This is a genomic window from Microlunatus elymi, assembly GCF_007362775.1.
In the GTDB taxonomy this organism is placed as follows: domain Bacteria; phylum Actinomycetota; class Actinomycetes; order Propionibacteriales; family Propionibacteriaceae; genus Microlunatus; species Microlunatus elymi.
The window spans coordinates 3,211,184-3,228,753 of the sequence record NZ_CP041692.1 but is presented as its reverse complement, the minus strand read 5'-3'; the positions used below and the strand labels follow the sequence as shown (position 1 = coordinate 3,228,753).

The 17,570-nt window shown below is 67.8% G+C and carries 16 protein-coding genes; 11 read left to right on the top strand and 5 right to left on the bottom strand.

Annotated features, from left to right (window positions below; translation table 11 throughout):
• Nucleotides 1–8: 8 nt before the first annotated feature.
• Both FOE78_RS14435 and ybaK read right to left on the bottom strand, forming a co-directional pair.
• The gene (locus FOE78_RS14435; protein WP_143986916.1) at nt 9–2,588 is read right to left on the bottom strand and encodes an ATP-dependent DNA ligase; all 2,580 of its coding nucleotides are present in this window, start codon (nt 2,586–2,588) and stop codon (nt 9–11) included.
• A 29-nt stretch (nt 2,589–2,617) separates the two neighbouring features.
• Nucleotides 2,618–3,112: a Cys-tRNA(Pro) deacylase gene (gene ybaK, locus FOE78_RS14430; protein WP_143986915.1), complete on the bottom strand. Its 495-nt coding sequence runs from the start codon at nt 3,110–3,112 to the stop codon at nt 2,618–2,620.
• An 87-nt stretch (nt 3,113–3,199) separates the two neighbouring features.
• On the opposite strand from ybaK, the gene FOE78_RS14425 reads away from it, so the two are divergent.
• The 6 genes from FOE78_RS14425 to FOE78_RS14400 are packed head-to-tail and all read left to right on the top strand — an operon-like array spanning nt 3,200 to nt 8,662.
• Complete coding sequence (locus FOE78_RS14425; RefSeq protein ID WP_168207525.1) at nt 3,200–4,084, top strand: alpha/beta fold hydrolase; 885 nt, start codon at nt 3,200–3,202, stop codon at nt 4,082–4,084.
• Nucleotides 4,085–4,142: 58 nt separating this feature from the next.
• On the top strand, nt 4,143–5,462 hold the full coding sequence (gene hisD / locus FOE78_RS14420) for a histidinol dehydrogenase (RefSeq protein WP_143986913.1): 1,320 nt from the start codon (nt 4,143–4,145) through the stop codon (nt 5,460–5,462).
• Nucleotides 5,459–6,568, top strand: coding sequence for a histidinol-phosphate transaminase (locus FOE78_RS14415; protein WP_143986912.1), 1,110 nt, complete (start codon nt 5,459–5,461; stop codon nt 6,566–6,568). The genes hisD and FOE78_RS14415 overlap by 4 nt, the downstream gene beginning before the upstream one ends.
• Entirely contained in the window at nt 6,561–7,199 is a 639-nt protein-coding gene (hisB, locus tag FOE78_RS14410) for an imidazoleglycerol-phosphate dehydratase HisB (protein ID WP_143986911.1), read from the top strand. Before FOE78_RS14415 ends, hisB begins: the two co-directional genes overlap by 8 nt.
• The gene (hisH, locus tag FOE78_RS14405) at nt 7,196–7,825 is read left to right on the top strand and encodes an imidazole glycerol phosphate synthase subunit HisH (protein WP_143986910.1); all 630 of its coding nucleotides are present in this window, start codon (nt 7,196–7,198) and stop codon (nt 7,823–7,825) included. Before hisB ends, hisH begins: the two co-directional genes overlap by 4 nt.
• Before the next feature lie 48 nt (nt 7,826–7,873).
• Complete coding sequence (locus FOE78_RS14400) at nt 7,874–8,662, top strand: DinB family protein (RefSeq protein WP_143986909.1); 789 nt, start codon at nt 7,874–7,876, stop codon at nt 8,660–8,662.
• Between the two features lie 24 nt (nt 8,663–8,686).
• Here FOE78_RS14400 and FOE78_RS14395 read toward each other — a convergent pair whose 3' ends face one another.
• Genes FOE78_RS14395 through FOE78_RS14385 form a run of 3 tightly spaced genes read right to left on the bottom strand, consistent with a single transcriptional unit; the run spans nt 8,687 to nt 11,478 of the window.
• On the bottom strand, nt 8,687–9,751 hold the full coding sequence (locus FOE78_RS14395; protein WP_143986908.1) for an ABC transporter substrate-binding protein: 1,065 nt from the start codon (nt 9,749–9,751) through the stop codon (nt 8,687–8,689).
• A 25-nt stretch (nt 9,752–9,776) separates the two neighbouring features.
• The gene (locus FOE78_RS14390; protein WP_228265834.1) at nt 9,777–10,679 is read right to left on the bottom strand and encodes an ABC transporter permease; all 903 of its coding nucleotides are present in this window, start codon (nt 10,677–10,679) and stop codon (nt 9,777–9,779) included.
• On the bottom strand, nt 10,669–11,478 hold the full coding sequence (locus FOE78_RS14385; protein WP_143986907.1) for an ABC transporter ATP-binding protein: 810 nt from the start codon (nt 11,476–11,478) through the stop codon (nt 10,669–10,671). Before FOE78_RS14385 ends, FOE78_RS14390 begins: the two co-directional genes overlap by 11 nt.
• 221 nt (nt 11,479–11,699) lie before the next feature.
• On the opposite strand from FOE78_RS14385, the gene FOE78_RS14380 reads away from it, so the two are divergent.
• The 5 genes from FOE78_RS14380 (at nt 11,700) to FOE78_RS14360 (ending at nt 17,292) form a co-directional block, all read left to right on the top strand.
• The gene (locus tag FOE78_RS14380) at nt 11,700–13,391 is read left to right on the top strand and encodes a sensor histidine kinase (RefSeq protein WP_143986906.1); all 1,692 of its coding nucleotides are present in this window, start codon (nt 11,700–11,702) and stop codon (nt 13,389–13,391) included.
• A complete protein-coding gene (locus FOE78_RS14375) occupies nt 13,388–14,113 on the top strand; it encodes a response regulator (RefSeq protein ID WP_143986905.1) in 726 nt (241 codons plus the stop codon). Before FOE78_RS14380 ends, FOE78_RS14375 begins: the two co-directional genes overlap by 4 nt.
• 80 nt (nt 14,114–14,193) lie before the next feature.
• Nucleotides 14,194–15,162 (top strand): HAD-IA family hydrolase, encoded by a 969-nt coding sequence (locus FOE78_RS14370; RefSeq protein WP_168207524.1) that lies wholly within the window; start codon nt 14,194–14,196, stop codon nt 15,160–15,162.
• A 118-nt stretch (nt 15,163–15,280) separates the two neighbouring features.
• Complete coding sequence (locus tag FOE78_RS14365; protein WP_143986903.1) at nt 15,281–16,246, top strand: N-acetylneuraminate synthase family protein; 966 nt, start codon at nt 15,281–15,283, stop codon at nt 16,244–16,246.
• A 2-nt stretch (nt 16,247–16,248) separates the two neighbouring features.
• Nucleotides 16,249–17,292, top strand: a complete 1,044-nt coding sequence (locus tag FOE78_RS14360; protein ID WP_143986902.1) for a hypothetical protein — start codon at nt 16,249–16,251, stop codon at nt 17,290–17,292.
• The last annotated feature ends 278 nt before the right edge of the window (nt 17,293–17,570 follow it).

Below are 17,570 nucleotides of genomic sequence, written 5' to 3'. Positions count from 1 at the left end.
CACTCGGATCAGTTCGGCTCCATCCGGACGTCGTCTGGGGTCTTGTCGGGGCGCCAGCCGCGCCAGACCGGGTGGCGGAGGCGGTGATCATCGGTCCATTCGCCGTAGCTGACCTCGCCGACCAACCTCGGTTCGATCCAGTGGGCGTCGCGGGTATCGATCCGCGGTACGTCGTCCAGCGGGCAGTCGTCCCGGGCCATCGAACGGAACTGCTTCGCGATCCGTTCCAGCTCGGCGTCGGAGAAGCCGCTGCCGACCCGGCCGGCATAGCGCAGCCGGCCGACCTCGTCCGGGACGCCGATCAGCAGCGCGCCGACGGTGCCGGCGCGGCGACCGTTGCCGTCCCGCCAACCGCCGACCACGACCTCCTGGGTCTTGAAGTTCTTGATCTTGAGCCAGGTACGCCCACGGCTGCCGGCCTGGTAGATCGACGTCCGGCGCTTGGCCACCACGCCTTCCAGGCCGAGGGATTCGCTGGCGGACAGTGCCGTCTCGAGATCACCGTCGAAGCTCGGCGGCACCTGGATCCGGCCGCCGTCGGTGATCAACTCCTGCAGCCGGCGGCGTCGGTCGACGTAGTGCTCCTTGACCAGCGAACGGCCGTCCAGGTAAAGGACGTCGAAGATCACCAACTGCACGGGTGTGGTCCGCCGGGCCCGGGCGACATCGGTCGGTTGAGTCAGGTTCATCCGATTCTGCAGGCGGGAGAAACTCGGCCGACCATGATCATCGAGGGCGACGATCTCGCCGTCCAGGATCGCGTTGTCGACCGCGATCCCGCTCAGTGCGTCGACGATCTCGGGGTAGCTGACCGAACTCTCCAGTCCGCGCCGGCTGAGGATCTTCGCTTGCCCGCCGGCCAGATAGCAGACCGCCCGTACGCCGTCCCACTTCATCTCGAACGCCCAGTCGCGCTCGTCGGAGAAGTCGGTCTCCTCCGCCGTGCTGGCGAGCATCGGTTTGATCTCGGGCGGAAAATCCACGACGCTCGACGGTCCTTCGACAGGCTCAGAAACCCTTGCTGGCTTGGGATTCTCGGGTCCGGCGTCCTCGTCGCGATTGGAATGCCAGACAAGATCATCATCACGAGCCGCCTGCTCGTGCAGCGCTGTCAGCTCGTCCGGTGTCGCCGGCACGGGCTCGGTGGGGGAGCCGGACATCAGGTGCATCAGCCAGTGGTTCTCCGGCTGCCCGCCGCGACCACCGGTGTGGATCAACGCGATCTTGCAGTCGGTGCCGACGCCGCCGGGTTTGGTGCCGTTGAGAGTGGCGATCACCTCCCGGCCGTCGCGCCACTTCTCCAGTTCGAACGTCCCGGTGTCGAAGATGATCACTTCGCCGCCGCCGTACTCGGCTTGCGGGATGATCCCGGAGAAGCTGCCGTACTCGATCGGATGATCTTCGGTCTGCACCGCCAGATGGTTCGTCTTGGTGCCGGTCGGCACCCCCTTCGGCACCGCCCAGCTGACCAGCACGCCGTCGTGCTCCAGTCGGAAGTCGTAGTGCAACCGGCGGGCGTGGTGCTCCTGGATGACGAACATCGGCTGATCGCCGTCGCGGACCTGGGGCGCCTCGGCCGGCACCGGTTCCGGCGTACGGTCCGGGTCGCGCATGCTCCGATACTTGGCCAGCCGATCGACCGACGCCCGGTCGCGCGCGCCGGAGTCGGCCGCGACCGGCCCGTCGACCTCGGCTGGGATCAGCGGAGCCAGCAGGTCACCGAGCTCGCCGACCCGTGCCGACAGTTCTTCGTAGTCCAGCTGTTCCAGGTCCTCGTCCAGCTCGTCCCAGGTCCTCGGCGCGGCGACCGTCGGCCGCATCCGGCCCCGCAGCGAGTACGGCGAGATGGTGGTCTTGTTCGCGTTGTTCTGGCTCCAGTCGATGAAGACCTTGCCCTTGCGCTGAGCCTTCGCCATCTCCGAGACCACCAGCTCGGGATGCACCGACTGCAGGGATCGGGCAAGTTCCTTGGCGATCTTGGACGCGTCGGCCGAACTGTGGCTGCCGTCCAAGTGCGCGTAGAGATGGATGCCCTTGCTGCCACTGGTGACGGGGAACAGCTCCAGACCCACAGCCTGCAAGGCATCCCGGGCCCAGTGGGCCACCTGCGCGCACTCGGCCAGACCGACGCCCGGACCGGGATCAAGATCAAGAACCAGCCGGTCCGGATTGCCGACCGATCCGTCTCGGTCGAATCGCCACTGCGGCACGTGGATCTCCAACGAGGCCAACTGGGCCAACCAGGCAAGCGTGGCCAGATCGTTCACGATCGGGTATTCGTTGGTTCCGCTGCGATGCTCGATCGCGAAGCGGCGCACCCAGTCCGGCGTCGACCGCGGATCGAGATTCTTCTGGAAGAAGACCGCGCCCGGCTCGGCCTCGGTGCCGACCCCGTGCACCCAGCGTTTGCGGGTGACCGGCCGGCCGTTCAGGTGCGGCACCATGATCGGCGCGATCTCGGTGTAGTACGCGATCACGTCGCCCTTGGTGGTGCCGGTCGCCGGGTACAACACCTTGTCCAGATTGCTGATCTTGAGCAGCATGCCGTCGACCGAAACGGTCTGCGACTGCTCCTGCTCGGCGGCCATGCGGCCCATGATGCCGTACCGGCGGTTGCTCAACCGGCGATGTCGGCCGTGCTGGCGTCGGTGACGACGATCAGATCATCGGGGGAGAGCTCCACCTGGAGGCCGCGACGGCCGGCGCTGACAAAGATCGTTTCGTAGTTGCGGGCACTGGAGTCGATCACCGTGGCCAGCCGGGTGCGCTGACCGATCGGCGAGATCCCGCCGAGCACGTACCCGCTGCTGCGCGCCGCCCGGTCGGCATCGGCCATCGCCGCGTTCTTGCCGCCGAGCGCCTGGGCCAGCGCCTTCAGGTCCAGCCGGCCGGCCACCGGCACCACGGCCACCACCAGCCGATCGCCGACCTCGGCGACCAGGGTTTTGAAGATGCGGCCCGGGTCGATGCCGAGCTGCTCGGCCGCCTCCTCTCCGTACGAGGTCGTGTCCGGCTGATGCCGGTACGGGTGCAGGCTGTAGGTGATCTTGCTCCGGGTGAGCGCCACGGTGGCCGGCGTGCCGGCGGCGTCGGGCTTGTTCTTCTTGGCCATGATGTGATTCATTCTCCGCCCGGACGATCGACCGGTTGGTTTCCGAACCGCGCACATCGCGCTTCCGGGCGAAGGACAATGACTCACGTGGGCGAATCGACCGACAATTCGACGACGACCCCGGACCGGCCGACGACGATCCCGGGCCGGCGGCCGGTGCCACCGCTCGAACCCGAGTGGCTGATCGTCGACGGGCTGCCGTTGTTCCACCGCATGGCGCTGCGGGCCGGACCGGACGCACCCGCGATCGTCCACGTTCACGGCTTCGGGGTGTCCGGCACCTACCTGGAGCCGACCGCGGCGCTGCTGGCCACCCGCTACCGGACCTTCGTACCGGATCTGCCCGGTGTCGGGCGCAGCATCCGGCCGCGCCACGGGCTCGATCTGGGCGGGATGGCCCGCGCGCTCGTCTCCTACTGCGACACCGTTGGGGTGGAACGCCCGATTCTGGTCGGCAACTCCCTGGGCGGGTCCATCATCATCGAGTTCGCCTCCCAGTACCCCGATCGGATCAGCCATGCTGTGCTGGTGTCGCCGGCCGGCGGCCCCAACAATCTGCCGCTCGTACGGGCGATCCGTCAGATGGCGCTGGACGGATTCCGTGAGTCACCGCCGATGCTGCGGATCGCCGTCCGCGACTACCTGCGGTTCGGCGTGATCCAGAGTCTGGACCTCTTCAAGGCCATGACGCACTATCCGACGCTGGAACGGCTACATCATCTCGACGCCCCGACCCTGGTGGTGGTCGGCGAGCGCGACCCGCTGGTGAACCTGTCCCGGGCGTTCGTGCTGGCCACTGTTCCGCACGTCCGCGCGGTCAAGGTGCCCGGTGCGCATGCGCTCAATCACAGTCAGCCGGAGGTGATCGCGGATCTGGTCGCCGCGCACGTTTCCGGCGAGCCTCTGATCGACCCGTACGCGCCGCGCCGGGTGGCCGAGCAGGTGCTCATCCCCCGAACGGAGGCCGGCTGAGGGTCCACCCTCTGACGTGCGAAGGCGGCGGCCGGCGGCGTACTCGTAGAATTCGACCGTGCTACGACGTATCGATCTTCGCGCATCGGGTGCGCCCGCAGAACCGGACGCGTTGGCGTCCGTGCTGCCGCGCGCCGAGTTCGATGTCGAGGCCGCTGTTGAGGCGGTCCGACCGATCTGTTCCGACATCGCGCAGCACGGGGTGCACGCGCTGAGGAAGTACGCCGAGAAGTTCGATCACGTCGTGCCGCCGAGTTTCCGGGTGCCGGCCGATGCCTTGGACAAGGCCCTGCATGACCTCGACCCGCAGTTGCGGCGGGCCTTCGAGATCTCGATCGAGCGCCGCCGGTTGGTCAGCCGGGCCGAGCTCGGTGATCATCAGGTCGACGTCGACGTCGCCTCCGGCGCGCGGGTCAGTCAGCGGATGACCCCGGTGGATCGGGTCGGCCTGTACGTCCCCGGTGGCGTTGCACCGTTGGCCTCGACGGTGATCATGAACGTGGTGCCGGCCCAGGTCGCCGGAGTCGGCTCGCTGGCGCTGGCCTCGACGCCGCAGCGGGAGTTCGGCGGGCTCCCGCACCCGAGCATCCTGGCACTGTGCGCCCTGCTCGGGGTGGACGAGGTCTACGCGGTCGGCGGTTCCCAGGCGGTGCCGATGTTCGCCTACGGTGTGCCCGGGCTCTGTCCGAAGGTGAACATGATCACCGGGCCCGGCAACATCTACACGGTGGCAGCGAAGCGGCTGGTCAAGGGGCTGGTCGGGATCGACTCCGAAGCCGGGCCGACCGAGATCGCGATCTTGGCCGACGACTCCGCGGTGCCCGCCTTCGTGGCCGCCGATCTGATCTCCCAGTCCGAGCACGATCCGGCCGCCGCCTCGGTGTTGATCACCGACTCGGAGACCTTGGTGGCCGCGGTCGAGGACGAGTTGAAGCTCCAGGTCGCCCAGGCCCGGCACGCAGCGCGGATCGAGGCGTCGCTGACCGGGCAGCAGTCCGGCGTGGTGCTGGTCGATGATCTTGACGCCGGGATTGCGGTGGCCGACGCATACGCCGCCGAACACCTGGAGATCCAGACCCGGGACGCGGCCGCTGTGTCGACCAAGATCAACAACGCCGGGGCGATCTTCCTCGGCTCGTGGTCGCCGGTGTCGCTGGGCGACTACTCCGCTGGCAGCACTCACGTCCTGCCAACTGCCGGCTGTGCCTGCCACTCGTCCGGACTGAACGTGAAAAGCTACCTCAAGGCGGTGCACGTGATCGACTACAGCGAGGACGCGCTGGCCGAGATCGCGGACAGCGTCGTCACCTTCGCCGAGGCCGAGGATCTGCCCTCGCACGGCCGGGCCATCTCCATCCGGCAGGAGCGCACCCGGTGACGGCGAATCCGAGTCTGGAGGAGCTGCCGCTGCGGCCGGAGCTGAAGGGGGAGGAGCCGTACGGCGCACCGCAGCTGGACGTGCCGGTTCGGCTGAACGTGAACGAGAATCCGTACCCGCCGAGTCCGGCGCTGATCGACGACATCGCTGCGGCGATCCGCGACGCGGCAGCGGGAATGAACCGCTACCCGGAACGCGATGCGCTGGCGCTGCGGCGGGATCTGGCCGCCTTCCTCGGTCACGGGCTGACCGCCGAGAACATCTGGGCGGCCAACGGCAGCAACGAAGTGATGACCCACGTGCTCGGCGCGTTCGGCGGGCCGGGCCGCAGTGCGCTGACCTTCGCACCGTCGTACTCGATGTATCCGGAGTACGCCCGCAACACCCACACCGAATGGCTGACGGTCCCGCGCAAGGCCGATTTCTCTCTCGATGTTGATCTTGCTCTGCGATCGATGGCAGAGCTCCGGCCGGACGTGGTCCTGGTCGCCAGCCCGAACAACCCGACCGGCACCAAGGCGACCCTCGATCAACTTCGCGCGTTGTGCGCGGCGGCGCCGGGGGTGATCGTGATCGACGAGGCGTACGCGGAGTTCGCCCGGCCGGGCACGCCGAGTGCGCTGGAGCTGCTGCCGGCGTTTCCGCGGCTGGCGGTGAGCCGGACGATGAGCAAGGCGTTCGCCTTCGCCGGTGGGCGCTTGGGTTATCTGGCCGCGGCGCCGGCGTTCGTGGACGCGCTGCGGATCGTCCGGCTGCCCTACCACCTGTCGGCGGTCACCCAGGCGGTGGCGCGGGTCGCGCTGGCCCATGCGCCGGAGATGCTGAAGCAGGTCGACGCGCTGCGGGACGAGCGGGATTCCTTGCAGGACTGGCTTTCCGGCACCGGGCTGCGGGTCCCGCCGTCGGACGCGAACTTCATCCTGTTCGGCCGGTTCACCGATCGGCACCGGGTCTTCGAGCGGCTGCTGGATCGCGGCGTACTGATCCGGGAGACCGGCCCGGCCGGCTGGCTGCGGGTGTCGGTCGGCACGCCGGAGGAGAACGCCGCGTTCCGGGACGCGTTGACCGAGATCCTGCCCGACAGCGAAAGGCTGACCGATGAGTGAACCGCGGACCGGATCCGTCGACCGAAGCACCTCCGAGTCGTCGGTAGCGGTCAAGATCAACTTGGACGGTGTGGGTGACTCGGTGATTAACACCGGCGTCGGCTTCTACGATCACATGCTGACCGCGCTGGCCCGGCACGGACTTTTCGATCTTGAGATCGAGACCAAGGGTGACGTCTGGATCGACGCGCACCACAGCGTCGAGGACACCGCGATCGCGCTCGGCCAGGCGATCAAGATCGCGTTGGGGGACAAGCGCGGCATCCGGCGCTTCGGCGACGCGATGGTGCCGCTGGACGAGGCGCTGGCTCAGGCCGTGGTGGACGTGTCCGGCCGGCCGTACTGCGTGCACAGCGGAGAGCCGGAAGGCCAGGAGTACGTGATCATCGGCGGCGGTCCTGTTGAATCGGGAAACGGGGCGGGAGTGCCGTACATCGGCAGCCTGACCCGGCACGTGATGGAGAGCCTGGCCTTCCACGCCGGCATCTGCCTGCACCTGCGGGTGCTCGCCGGCCGCGACCCGCACCACATCGTCGAGGCCCAGTTCAAGGCGGTCGCCCGGGCGCTCCGCGATGCCGTCGCCCTCGATCCCCGGGTCACCGGCATCCCCAGCACCAAGGGCACCTTGTGACCCCCGAGTTGTCAGTGGTGGTGTTGGACTACGGGCTGGGCAACATCCGTTCGGCGCAGCGGGCGCTGGCCCGGACCGGCGTCGAGGTGACCGTCAGTGTTGATCATGACGAGGCGGTGGCCGCCGACGGGTTAGTGGTGCCCGGTGTGGGGGCCTTCGCCGCCTGCGTCGACGGCTTGATCAACATCGGCGGGGACAAGATCATCGCCGAACGGGTGGCCGCGGGCAAGCCGGTGCTCGGCATCTGTGTCGGCGCCCAGATCCTCTTCACCGAAGGCGTCGAGCACGGCCGCCGAGTGGCCGGCTGCGCGCAGTGGCCCGGGGTGGTCGAGGAACTGTACGCGCGTCGGCTGCCGCACATGGGCTGGAACACGGTCGATGCGCCGCAGCAGAGCAAGCTCTTCGGCGGTCTGGCCGACGAGCGGTTCTACTTCGTCCACTCCTACGGCGTACGAGAGCGGGCCCGGCCCGCGCTGGGCGAGGCCGTCGTCACCTGGGCCGAGCACGACGGTGATCGGTTCGTGGCCGGCATCGAACAGGGCCCGCTGAGCGCGACCCAGTTCCACCCGGAGAAGTCCGGTACGGCCGGTGCCCGGCTGCTGCAGAACTGGGTCGCTAGTCTGTAACCGCGACGGGTCCAGTGATCCGCTGCAACCCGACGAAGGGGACCAGGGATGGCTGACTTCAGCGAAGAAGATCTGCACGGATCCACGTTCCACAAGGTCGATCTGCGCGACTCCCGCTTCACCGACGTACGGATGAGCGGGGTACGGATCCGCAGCGCCGACCTGTCGGACATGATCATTCGTGCCGTCGATGCCGACCGAACCCAGCTCGATGCCCCGTGGCTGTACAACGGTTCCTTGATCATCAACGATGTCGATGTGGTCCCGCTGGTCGATGCCGAGCTGAACCGGCGATTCCCCGGCCGAGCGAACCGTCGAGCGGCCGACCCGGACGGGCTCCGGACGGCCTGGGCGGCACTGGAGCGGGCCTGGGACGGTGTAGTCGATCGGGCCCGGTCGATGCCGGACGGGACGGTGGACATCTCCGTCGGTGACGAGTGGTCCTTCGCCCAGACTCTGCGGCACCTGGTGCTGGCCACCGACATGTGGCTGGGCAAGGCCGTGCTCCGGCGGCGGCAGCCCTTCCATCCGCTCGGCCTGATCGACGCGGCGTCGGCCGACGAGCTGGATCCGGCGGTGCTCGCGGTCGAGGATCCCGGCTTCGCCGACGTTCTCGACGCGCGGGCGGACCGGATGGGGATGGTTCGCGACTTTCTCGCTGCCGTCACCGCGGAGGAGTTGGCCGAACAGCGTCCCAACCCGCACGACCCGCAATACTCCGAGACGGTGCGTTCCTGCCTGCATACCATCCTCGAGGAGGAGTGGGAGCATCAGCGCTACGCCGTACGGGATCTGGACCGGATCGCCGCCGACCGGCCGGCGGCTACTCCGGCGTGATGGGCAGCCACCGGCGGATCATGATCATGAGGCCGAGTCGGCCTTGTCCACGAACTGTGTGGTGTAGGTCTTGGACAGGTCGATCGAGTCGGCCTTGCCCTTCAGATCCGGGTTGGCGAAGGACAACACCTTCAGCACGTTGGCGGCGCCGTCGCCGTCCATCTTGCCGTCGGTGGTGAACATGCCTTTCGACGAATTCATCGCGCTGGTGTAGAGCGTGTCGTCGCCACCCTTCATGTCGGTCGGCATCTTGGCGGCGATCTCCGCTGCCGAATGATCATGAATGTAGCCCAGCGTCTTGACGAACGCGTTGGCCAGCTTCTGCACAGTTTCCTTGTGCTGGTTGACGTAATCGCAGGACATGTAGAGCGAACTGGCCGGATACAGTCCGCCGAGTGCCTTCCGGGTGCCGGCCTCGGTGCGCATGTCGAAGAGCACCTGGCCGGCCTTCTTCTGCTCCAGCGTGGTGATCGTCGGGTCGGTGGTCATGCCGGCGTCGATGCCGCCCTTCTGCATGGCCGAGATGAACGTCTGGCCGGCGCCGGCGGTGACCGTGGTGTAGTCCTTTGTCGTCACTCCGGCCTTGGCGGTGAAGTACTGGGTCAGGTAGTCGGTGGACGAGCCCGGGCTGGTCACCCCGGCCTTCTTACCCTTGAAGTCGGCCGCGGACTTGATCGTGTCGGCCTGCTGGGCCGCCACCATCTCGGCCTCGCCGGGCACGTTGGCGAACTGCACCACGCTCTCCAGACACTTGCCCTTGGCCTGCATCACCTGGGTGTGGTCGTAGAAGCCGACCACCGCCTCGACCTGTCCGGCGATCAGCGCGTTCTCCGCGTTGGCGCCCGACGGTTGTGTCAGGAGCTTGACATCAACGCCCTGATCCTTGAAGTAGCCCAGCGACTGCGTCAGTTGAGCCGGCAGGTAGATGATCTTGTCCAGGCCGCCGACCATGATCGTCACCTTGTCGGTGCCACCGGCTTTCGCATCGGAGGCGTCGGAACCTTGAGTGTGACAGCCGGTGACGGCGATGGTGGCAGCCGCGGCGGCAGCCAGGCCCACAGCAGCGCGGGCGCGACGATTCAGCTTCATTGCTTTTCCTTTGCAGATAGGGGATTCAGACGGCGGCGGTGTCCACGGACGGACTGGGTGGCCGCCACCGCAGCAGCTTGCGTTCGAGCAGCCCGAGCAGGGCTTCGGCCAGCAGCGCGATCACAGTGATGATGATCATTCCGGCGAAGATGCCGGCGGTGTCGAAGGTGCCCTGGGCCTGGTTGATCAACAGGCCCATGCCGAATTCGGCACCGGTGTACTCACCGACGATCGCGCCGATCAACGCGAAGCCGAAGGCAGTGTGCAGCGACGCCAGGATCCAACTGGTCGCCGACGGGACCACAATCGACCACAGCACCTGCACGCGGGAGGCGCCCAGGATCCGGGCGTTGTTGACCAGGTTGCGGTCGACCTCCCGGGCGCCCTGAAACGAGTTGAAGAAGACCGGAAAGAACACCAGGATGAACGCGGTCGCCACCTTGGACTCCAGCCCCAGCCCGAACCAGATCACGAACAGCGCGGCCAGGATGATCCGCGGCACCGCGTTGGCCATCTGGATGAAGGGGGAGATCACCTCGGCCACCAGACGGGCCCGGCCGAGCAGGATGCCGAGCACGATGCCGACGATGGAGCCGGTGACGAAGCCGAGCACCGCCTCCTCCAGGGTGACGGCGATGTTGTGCCAGATCGAGCCCTTGGAGGTGCCGTCGGTGAACCAGACGTACAGCTTCTTGGCGATCGCGGTCGGCTGGGAGTAGAAGAACGGGTCCAGCCAGAAGGTCGTGGCCAGCTGCCACAGGCCGAGCACCACGACGACCAGCGCCAGCCGGAGCAGCCAGACCTGGATCCGGTGGTTGCGATGCCGGCGCCGGGTGCGCGCGACCGCGGCGGCGATATCGGGTCGCAGCCCCGGCTGCTGGGCCGTGGCCGGCGACGCGGAGGTGTCCGAATACGTACTAGCCGACACGAGCGGCCTCCTCTCGGGCGATCGCGACCTCGTCCGACAGGCACGACCAGATGTGCTTGTAGAGCTCGATGAAGTCCGGCTGGACCCGCAGCTCCTCGACCTGCCGCGGCCGAGCCAGCGGGATCGGGAAGATGTCCTTGATCCGGGCCGGGCTGGCGGTCATCACCACCACCCGGTCGGCCAGCGTGATGGCCTCCTCCAGGTCGTGGGTGACGAACACCACTGCCGTACCGGAGCCCTGCCACAGCCGCAGCAACTCGTCCTGCATCAGCGACCGGGTCTGCACGTCGAGCGCGGAGAACGGCTCGTCCATCAGCAGGATGTGCGGCTCGGTCACCAGCACCTGGGCCAGCGCGACCCGTTTGCGCATCCCGCCGGACAGCTGATGCGGGTAGTAGTTCTCGAAGCCCTTGAGCCCGACCCGGGCGACCCAGTCCAGCGCCTTCGCGGTCGCCTCGGCACCGTCGCCGCGCCATTTCAGCCCGGCCGCCACGTTGCCGAGCACGGTGCGCCAGGGCATCAGTGCGTCGGCCTGGAACATGTACCCGATCCGATCGGGGATGCCGGTGACCTCCCGGCCGGCCACCCGGACGCTGCCGTCGGAGGCGGGTTCCAGTCCGGAGACCAGGGACAGGGTGGTGGACTTGCCGCAGCCGGTCGGTCCGACCACGGCGATGAATTCGCCCGGTTGAATGCTCAGATCGAGATCGCTGACCGCGACGTGGACGTCGCCGCGGCCGGACAGGAAGCGTTTGGTCGCTCCCCGCAGTTGGATGATCGGCTCTGCCGTGGATGGCATCGGCGCTGCCGTGGGTGTCATCGTCATAGCGCAGGCTCCCTTGCCGTACTGCGTTTGCCTGATTGCGGTTTGTCGTGCGCCGATGACCGTACGAAGCCGGCAACGGGGCGTCGCGCTTCTGCAGATAAGCCCCGGTAGTGCCTGTTGTGCACGTTCTGCTCGTTCTGCTCACGGCCCGGTTCGCCGCCGGAGCACTTGCGGCATTACCGTCTGGCCTCGTCATGACCGATCAAGGACGATCCCCGGTACGTCACCGGATGCGTTTCACCCGGCAGGTTCAGCTGCTCGTCACCGCCCTGGTGATCGCGCTGGTGCTGGCCGCCTTCGTGTTGTTCGCGGTGATCCTGCGCCGCAATCTGGTGCATCAGTACGAGCGACAGGCGCTGTCGGTGGCCCAGGCGACCGCGGCAACCCCGGGTCTGGGTGACGACGTCGCCGCCGACCGGCAGCCGACGGTGCAGCGCGACGCCCGCGCCGTGCAGACGGCGACCGGTGCCCTGTTCGTGGTGGTCACCGACCGTCGCGGGATCCGGCTCGCCCATCCCAACCCGCACGAGATCGGCCGCCGGGTCTCCACCGATCCCAGTGGCCCGCTGAGCGGTCGCAGCGTGGCCAACCTTGAGGTGGGCACGCTCGGCCTGTCGGCCCGCGGGAAGGTGCCGCTGCGCAACAGCGCCGGCACCATCGTGGGCGAGGTCAGCGTCGGTTTCGACGCCAGCGACATCACCGAACGGATGCTGCGGTTGCTAGGCCAGGCAGCGATCTTCCTGGCCCTGGCGCTGGCCGCCGGCCTGGTCGGTACTGCGCTGATCGGCCGGCTGCTGAAGCAGAAGACCCGTGGTATCGAACCCGAGCAGCTGGCCGAGCTGGTCCGCGAGCGGGAGGCCGTCCTGCACGGCGTACGCGAGGGGGTGATCGGATTCGATGCCGCGGGTCGGGTGACCACGGTGAATTCGGCGGCCCGGACCCTGCTCGGTCCGGACCTGATGCCGGGCATGCCGGTGCAGGAGTCGCCGCTGCCGCAGCGGGTGCGGCAGGTGATCCGGACCGGTGAGGCGACCAACGAGCTGGCGGTGGCCGGCGAGCGGATGCTGGTCTTCTCCTACCGGCGGGTGCTGAATGGGGACGAGGACCTCGGCGGGGTGGTGTCGATGCGCGATCGAACCGACCTGCAGGCGCTGGTCAGCGAACTGGACTCGATCCGGACCATGACCGACTCGCTGCGCGCCCAACGCCACGAGTACGCCAACCGGATGCACACCCTGACCGGACTGCTGGCCGGCGGCCACACCGACGACGCCCTGGAGTATCTGCGCGGCATCCATGAGGTCGACTCGGTGGCCGAGGACCAGCGCGACGACAGCATCGCCAGCGCCACCATCCGGGCGTTCATGGCGGCCAAGACGGCGGCCGCCGCCGAACGGCGGGTCGGGCTGCGGCTGAGCCCGACCAGCTACCTACCGATGAAACTGAAGACGCCGGTGGAGACGGTGACCGTTCTCGGCAATCTGGTCGACAACGCGATCACCGCCGCGGCTGGAGGAGCCCGACCCGGCGTGGTGGAGGTCGATCTGCTCGCCGACGGAGCGGATCTGCTGATCTTCGTCGCCGACAGCGGCCCCGGCATCCCCGCGGAGCGGGCCGACTTCATCTTCACCCAGGGAGTCTCGGAACACGGGACGGGGCACGGCTTCGGGCTGGCCACCGCGCGCCAGGTGGCTGCCAGTCTGGGCGGCAACGTCTGGCTGGTCAGCGCCGCCAATCCCGGCAGCGAACTGCCGGGTGCGGTGCTGGCGGCGCGGCTGCCGGGCATCCTCGGCGCCGAGCAGGACCGCCGTGCCGCCACCGGCCCCGATCAGCCGGATCAGCCCGATCAGCCTGATCAGCCTGACCCGCAGGGAGGACGCCGATGACTCCGCTGACTCCGCCGACGCCCGACCGGCCGCTGTCGGTGCTGGTGGTCGAGGACGACTTCCGGGTCGCCGAGCTGCATGCCGACTACGCCCGCCGAGTAGACGGCTTCGCGGTCGCCGGGATCGCCCGCTCCGGAGCCGAGGCGGCCCGTCGGCTCGGCAGCGGCACGCACGCGTCGGAGGATCGGATCGACCTGCTGCTGCTGGACAGCTACCTGCCCGACGGCAGCGGCATCGAGTTGATCGGCAGCCCGCCGGCCCGGCAGGCCCGGGTGGACGTGATCATGGTGACCGCCGACGACTCCGGGGCGGCGGTCCGGCGGGCGCTGCAACTGGGCGCGCTGAACTACCTGGTCAAGCCGTTCGAGCCGGACCGGCTGGCCGAGCTGCTGTCGGCCTATCGCGACTACCGCCGGTTGCTGGCGCACCCGCACTGCGACCAGTCCATGATCGATCAGGCGCTACGGAGCCGGTACGCCGGCAACCGGACCGGCGGCGTACGGGGCAAGTCGCCGTTGACGTCCGGCCGGATCGTCGAGCTGCTGGCCGGTTCGGCCGATGACCTGTCCGCTCAGGAGGTGGCAGCCGGCACCGGGATCGCTCGGGCCACCGCACAGCGTTACCTGGCGCAGCTGGCCGAGGAGGACGTGGCCGAGGTGTTCCTGCGCTACGGCAGCACCGGCCGGCCCGAGCACCGTTATCGGCTGCGGCATCGCCGGTGACCGCGGTACGGCGTGCGGTCTTGTGATGTGGCCGGGTTGCCCCCATGATGGCTGCAACCTCCGGCAGAAGGGATCGTGCCATGAGCGATTTCGACACCGTGGTCTTCGACCTCGGCGGCGTCGTGCTGCGCTGGGAGCCCGAGAGGGCCTACCAGCAGGTGATGCCGGCCGAGGAGGTCGGCGACTTCATGGACGAGATCTGTTTCGACGACTGGAACCGGCGGCACGACGCCGGCCAGGCCTGGGAGCAGGGTGAGGCCGAGCTGATCTCGCGGATGCCGCAGCGCCGCGACGAGATCGAGGCCTACCGGCGCTACTTCGATCAGACCATCACCGGGATGGTGCCCGGCACCGGCGCGATCATGGCCGAGCTCGCCCGGGCCGGGATTCGGCTGCTGGCGTTGACGAACTGGTCCGCGGACCTGTTCCGGCCGACCAAGCGACGGTTCGGACTGCTCAATCGCTTCCAGGGCATCGTGGTGTCGGGGGAGGAGTGCATCGCCAAGCCGGACCCGCGGTTGTTCATGATCGTTTTCGAGCGGTACGACGTCGAACCGGAGAAGTCGATCTTCGTCGACGACTCCGAGCACAACTGCAGAACCGCTGCGGAGCTGGGGATGGAGACGATCGGGTTCACCGATGCCGAAGCTGCCCGGGCGCGGCTGGTGGAGCTCGGGGTGCTCGGGCAGCGGACACCGGTGACCGGGCCGATCTACCATCTGGCCAAGCGTGCTCAGTGGGCGAAGGCCAAGCAGTGTGGCAGCTACTACTGGTCGACTCGGCGGATCACGTACGAGACTCAGGGTTTCGTGCATTGTTCTTTCGCCCATCAGGTGGCCGCGGTGCGGCAGCGTGCCTATGCCGATCTGAACGATGATGATCTTGTGCTGCTGCGGCTCGGTCCGGATCTGGACGCGCTGCCGGTGATCTTGGAGGACGACGGCAGCGGCGAGCGATATCCCCATCTGTACGGCGATCTGACGCCGGCCTTGGTTGCCGAGGAGTTGCCGATCACTGCCGTCACCGCCACTCCTGCCACCTCGGGCTGATCTTCTGAAGGTGGCGTGTTGTTTGCCTGCCGTTCAGGTGTCGCTGGGCGTTCGGCAACGACCCGTACCTAGCGTCTCGATCATCGAAGAGATGATCGAAGCAAAGGACGGACCCAGCATGACTGACGCCACCCCGAACGCCGTTTCGACGCCGAGCCCCGTCTCGACCCCGAACCGCAGGATCGGCCACCAGATCGTCGGCCCGGGGCACCCGGTCTACGTCGTGGGCGAGATCGGCATCAACCACAACGGTGAGTTGGAGAACGCGTTCGGTCTGATCAACGCGGCAGCCGAGGCCGGCTGTGACGCGGTCAAGTTCCAGAAGCGCACCCCGGAGATCTGCACCCCGCGGGATCAGTGGGAGATCGAGCGGGACACCCCGTGGGGTCGGATGACCTACATCGACTACCGGCATCGGGTTGAGTTCGGCGCGGACGAGTACCGCGCCATCACCGAATACTGCCAGGCCAAGGGAATCGCCTGGTTCGCGTCCCCGTGGGACGCCGAATCCGTCGACTTTCTGGAGCAGTTCGACGTGCCCGCGCACAAGGTCGCGTCGGCGTCGCTGACCGACGACGAGCTGCTGCGCAAACTGCGGGCCACCGGAAAAACGATCATCCTGTCCACCGGGATGTCCACCCCGCGGCAGATCCGGCACGCGGTCGAGGTGCTCGGCAGCGACAACATCGTCTTGTTGCATGCCACCAGCACCTACCCGGCCAAGAACCGTGAACTCAATCTGCGGATGATCGACACCCTGCGCCGCGAGTTCCCGAACGTGCCGATCGGCTACTCCGGCCACGAGACCGGGCTGCAGACCACGGTGGCCGCGGTCGCCCTCGGCGCTGTGATGGTGGAGCGGCACATCACCCTGGATCGAGCGATGTGGGGCTCGGATCAGGCCGCCTCGGTGGAACCGCAGGGACTGCAGCGGCTGGTGCGTGACATCCGCGCGATCGAGGACTCGCTCGGCGACGGGGTCAAGCACATCTACGCCGGTGAGCTGGCCGCGATGAAGAAGCTGCGCCGGGTGCGGAACGAGTCCGATCAGGCCGAGACCGAAGCCCTGCTGGTCAGCGCCTGATCATGAAGAATCGGCGCAGCGCGGTGGCCCTGGTGGAGAGCCCTGCTCAACTGCTCAACGTGATCGAATGGGCACACTCGCGGAATCGCTCTGCTGCCTGTGGCGCCGGGATGTCGATCATGATCCTGCCGCCGCCGGAGCCCGCCGCCCGGGTGCAGCTCGATCGGATGACCGAGTTGGCCACCGAGGTCGGATTCTCCGTGTCCTGGCACGAGATCCGCGGCGGCCACGGAGCTCGGATCCGTGCCCTCCGGGCAATCCGAGCCCACGTGGCGCAGGCAGCGACGGTGGTGATCGGCGACCCGTTCTCCGGGGTGCTGCAGTTGGTGATCAACTTCGTCGGTCGTCGCCGGCTGGTCGTCGTCGACGACGGCAGTGCCACGATCGAATTCACCAAGATCATCAACGACGGTGGCACGCTGACCCGTTGGCATCGCAGCCCGCAGGCCACTGCGCTGAATCGACAGCTTGCCGCGCGCGCCCGGCGCCGGCTCGCCGGCTCGAGCAGCGCGCAGACCGAGGTGTTCACCGCGATGCCGGTGCATAGCTCGCAGTTGCTGGTGCGCCGAAATGATCTTGGCTGGACCCGGCAGCGATTCGGCCCGCCGCGGTTGCTGCCGGGTGCCGATCTGGTCGGCAGCTCGCTGGTCGAGTCGTCGGTGCTGGACGAAGATCATTACCTGCAAGCCGTACGCCGACTGGCCGCCGCTCACGACGTACGCCGCTATCTCGCGCACCGGCGGGAGTCGGTGGAGAAGCTGGCCAAGATCAACGATCTTGGTCTGACAGTGATCCGGCCTGACCTGCCGCTAGAACTGTTCGCCCGGCTGCGGCCGATCTCCGAACGGGTGATCAGCTTCCCGTCCACCGTGGTGCACACGCTGCCAGTGGCATTGCGGGACACCAGCGTCGAGGTGCTGGTCTGCGACATTGACCGGCAGTGGCTCAGTAGTGGTCGATCGGCCGCTCGGACCGAGAGCTTCCTGACCTCGGTCAACACCACCGCCCGCCGCACCCACGGACTGGAGGCCGTGGCCAGGCCATGAGCGGGATGACCCCTCCGGCAACCAGCGCGGCAGACGAGGCCCATGATCGCTTCCTGGCCGCTGAGGCTGCGACTATCCAAGGTCCGACACGTTCTGGCGTTGACACCGCACTGAACTCTCGGTTGGATCTGTCGAATGAAACGTCTGCTCGCCTCCACGTTCAGCCGCCTCGGGATTGCTGCGTTATCTGGCTGTACAACAAGCGGACTGGTAAGCGGGTCGGCTCGAACACACCACGTACCGAAATCGCTCACGGGTCTGGGAACGTGATTACTGCC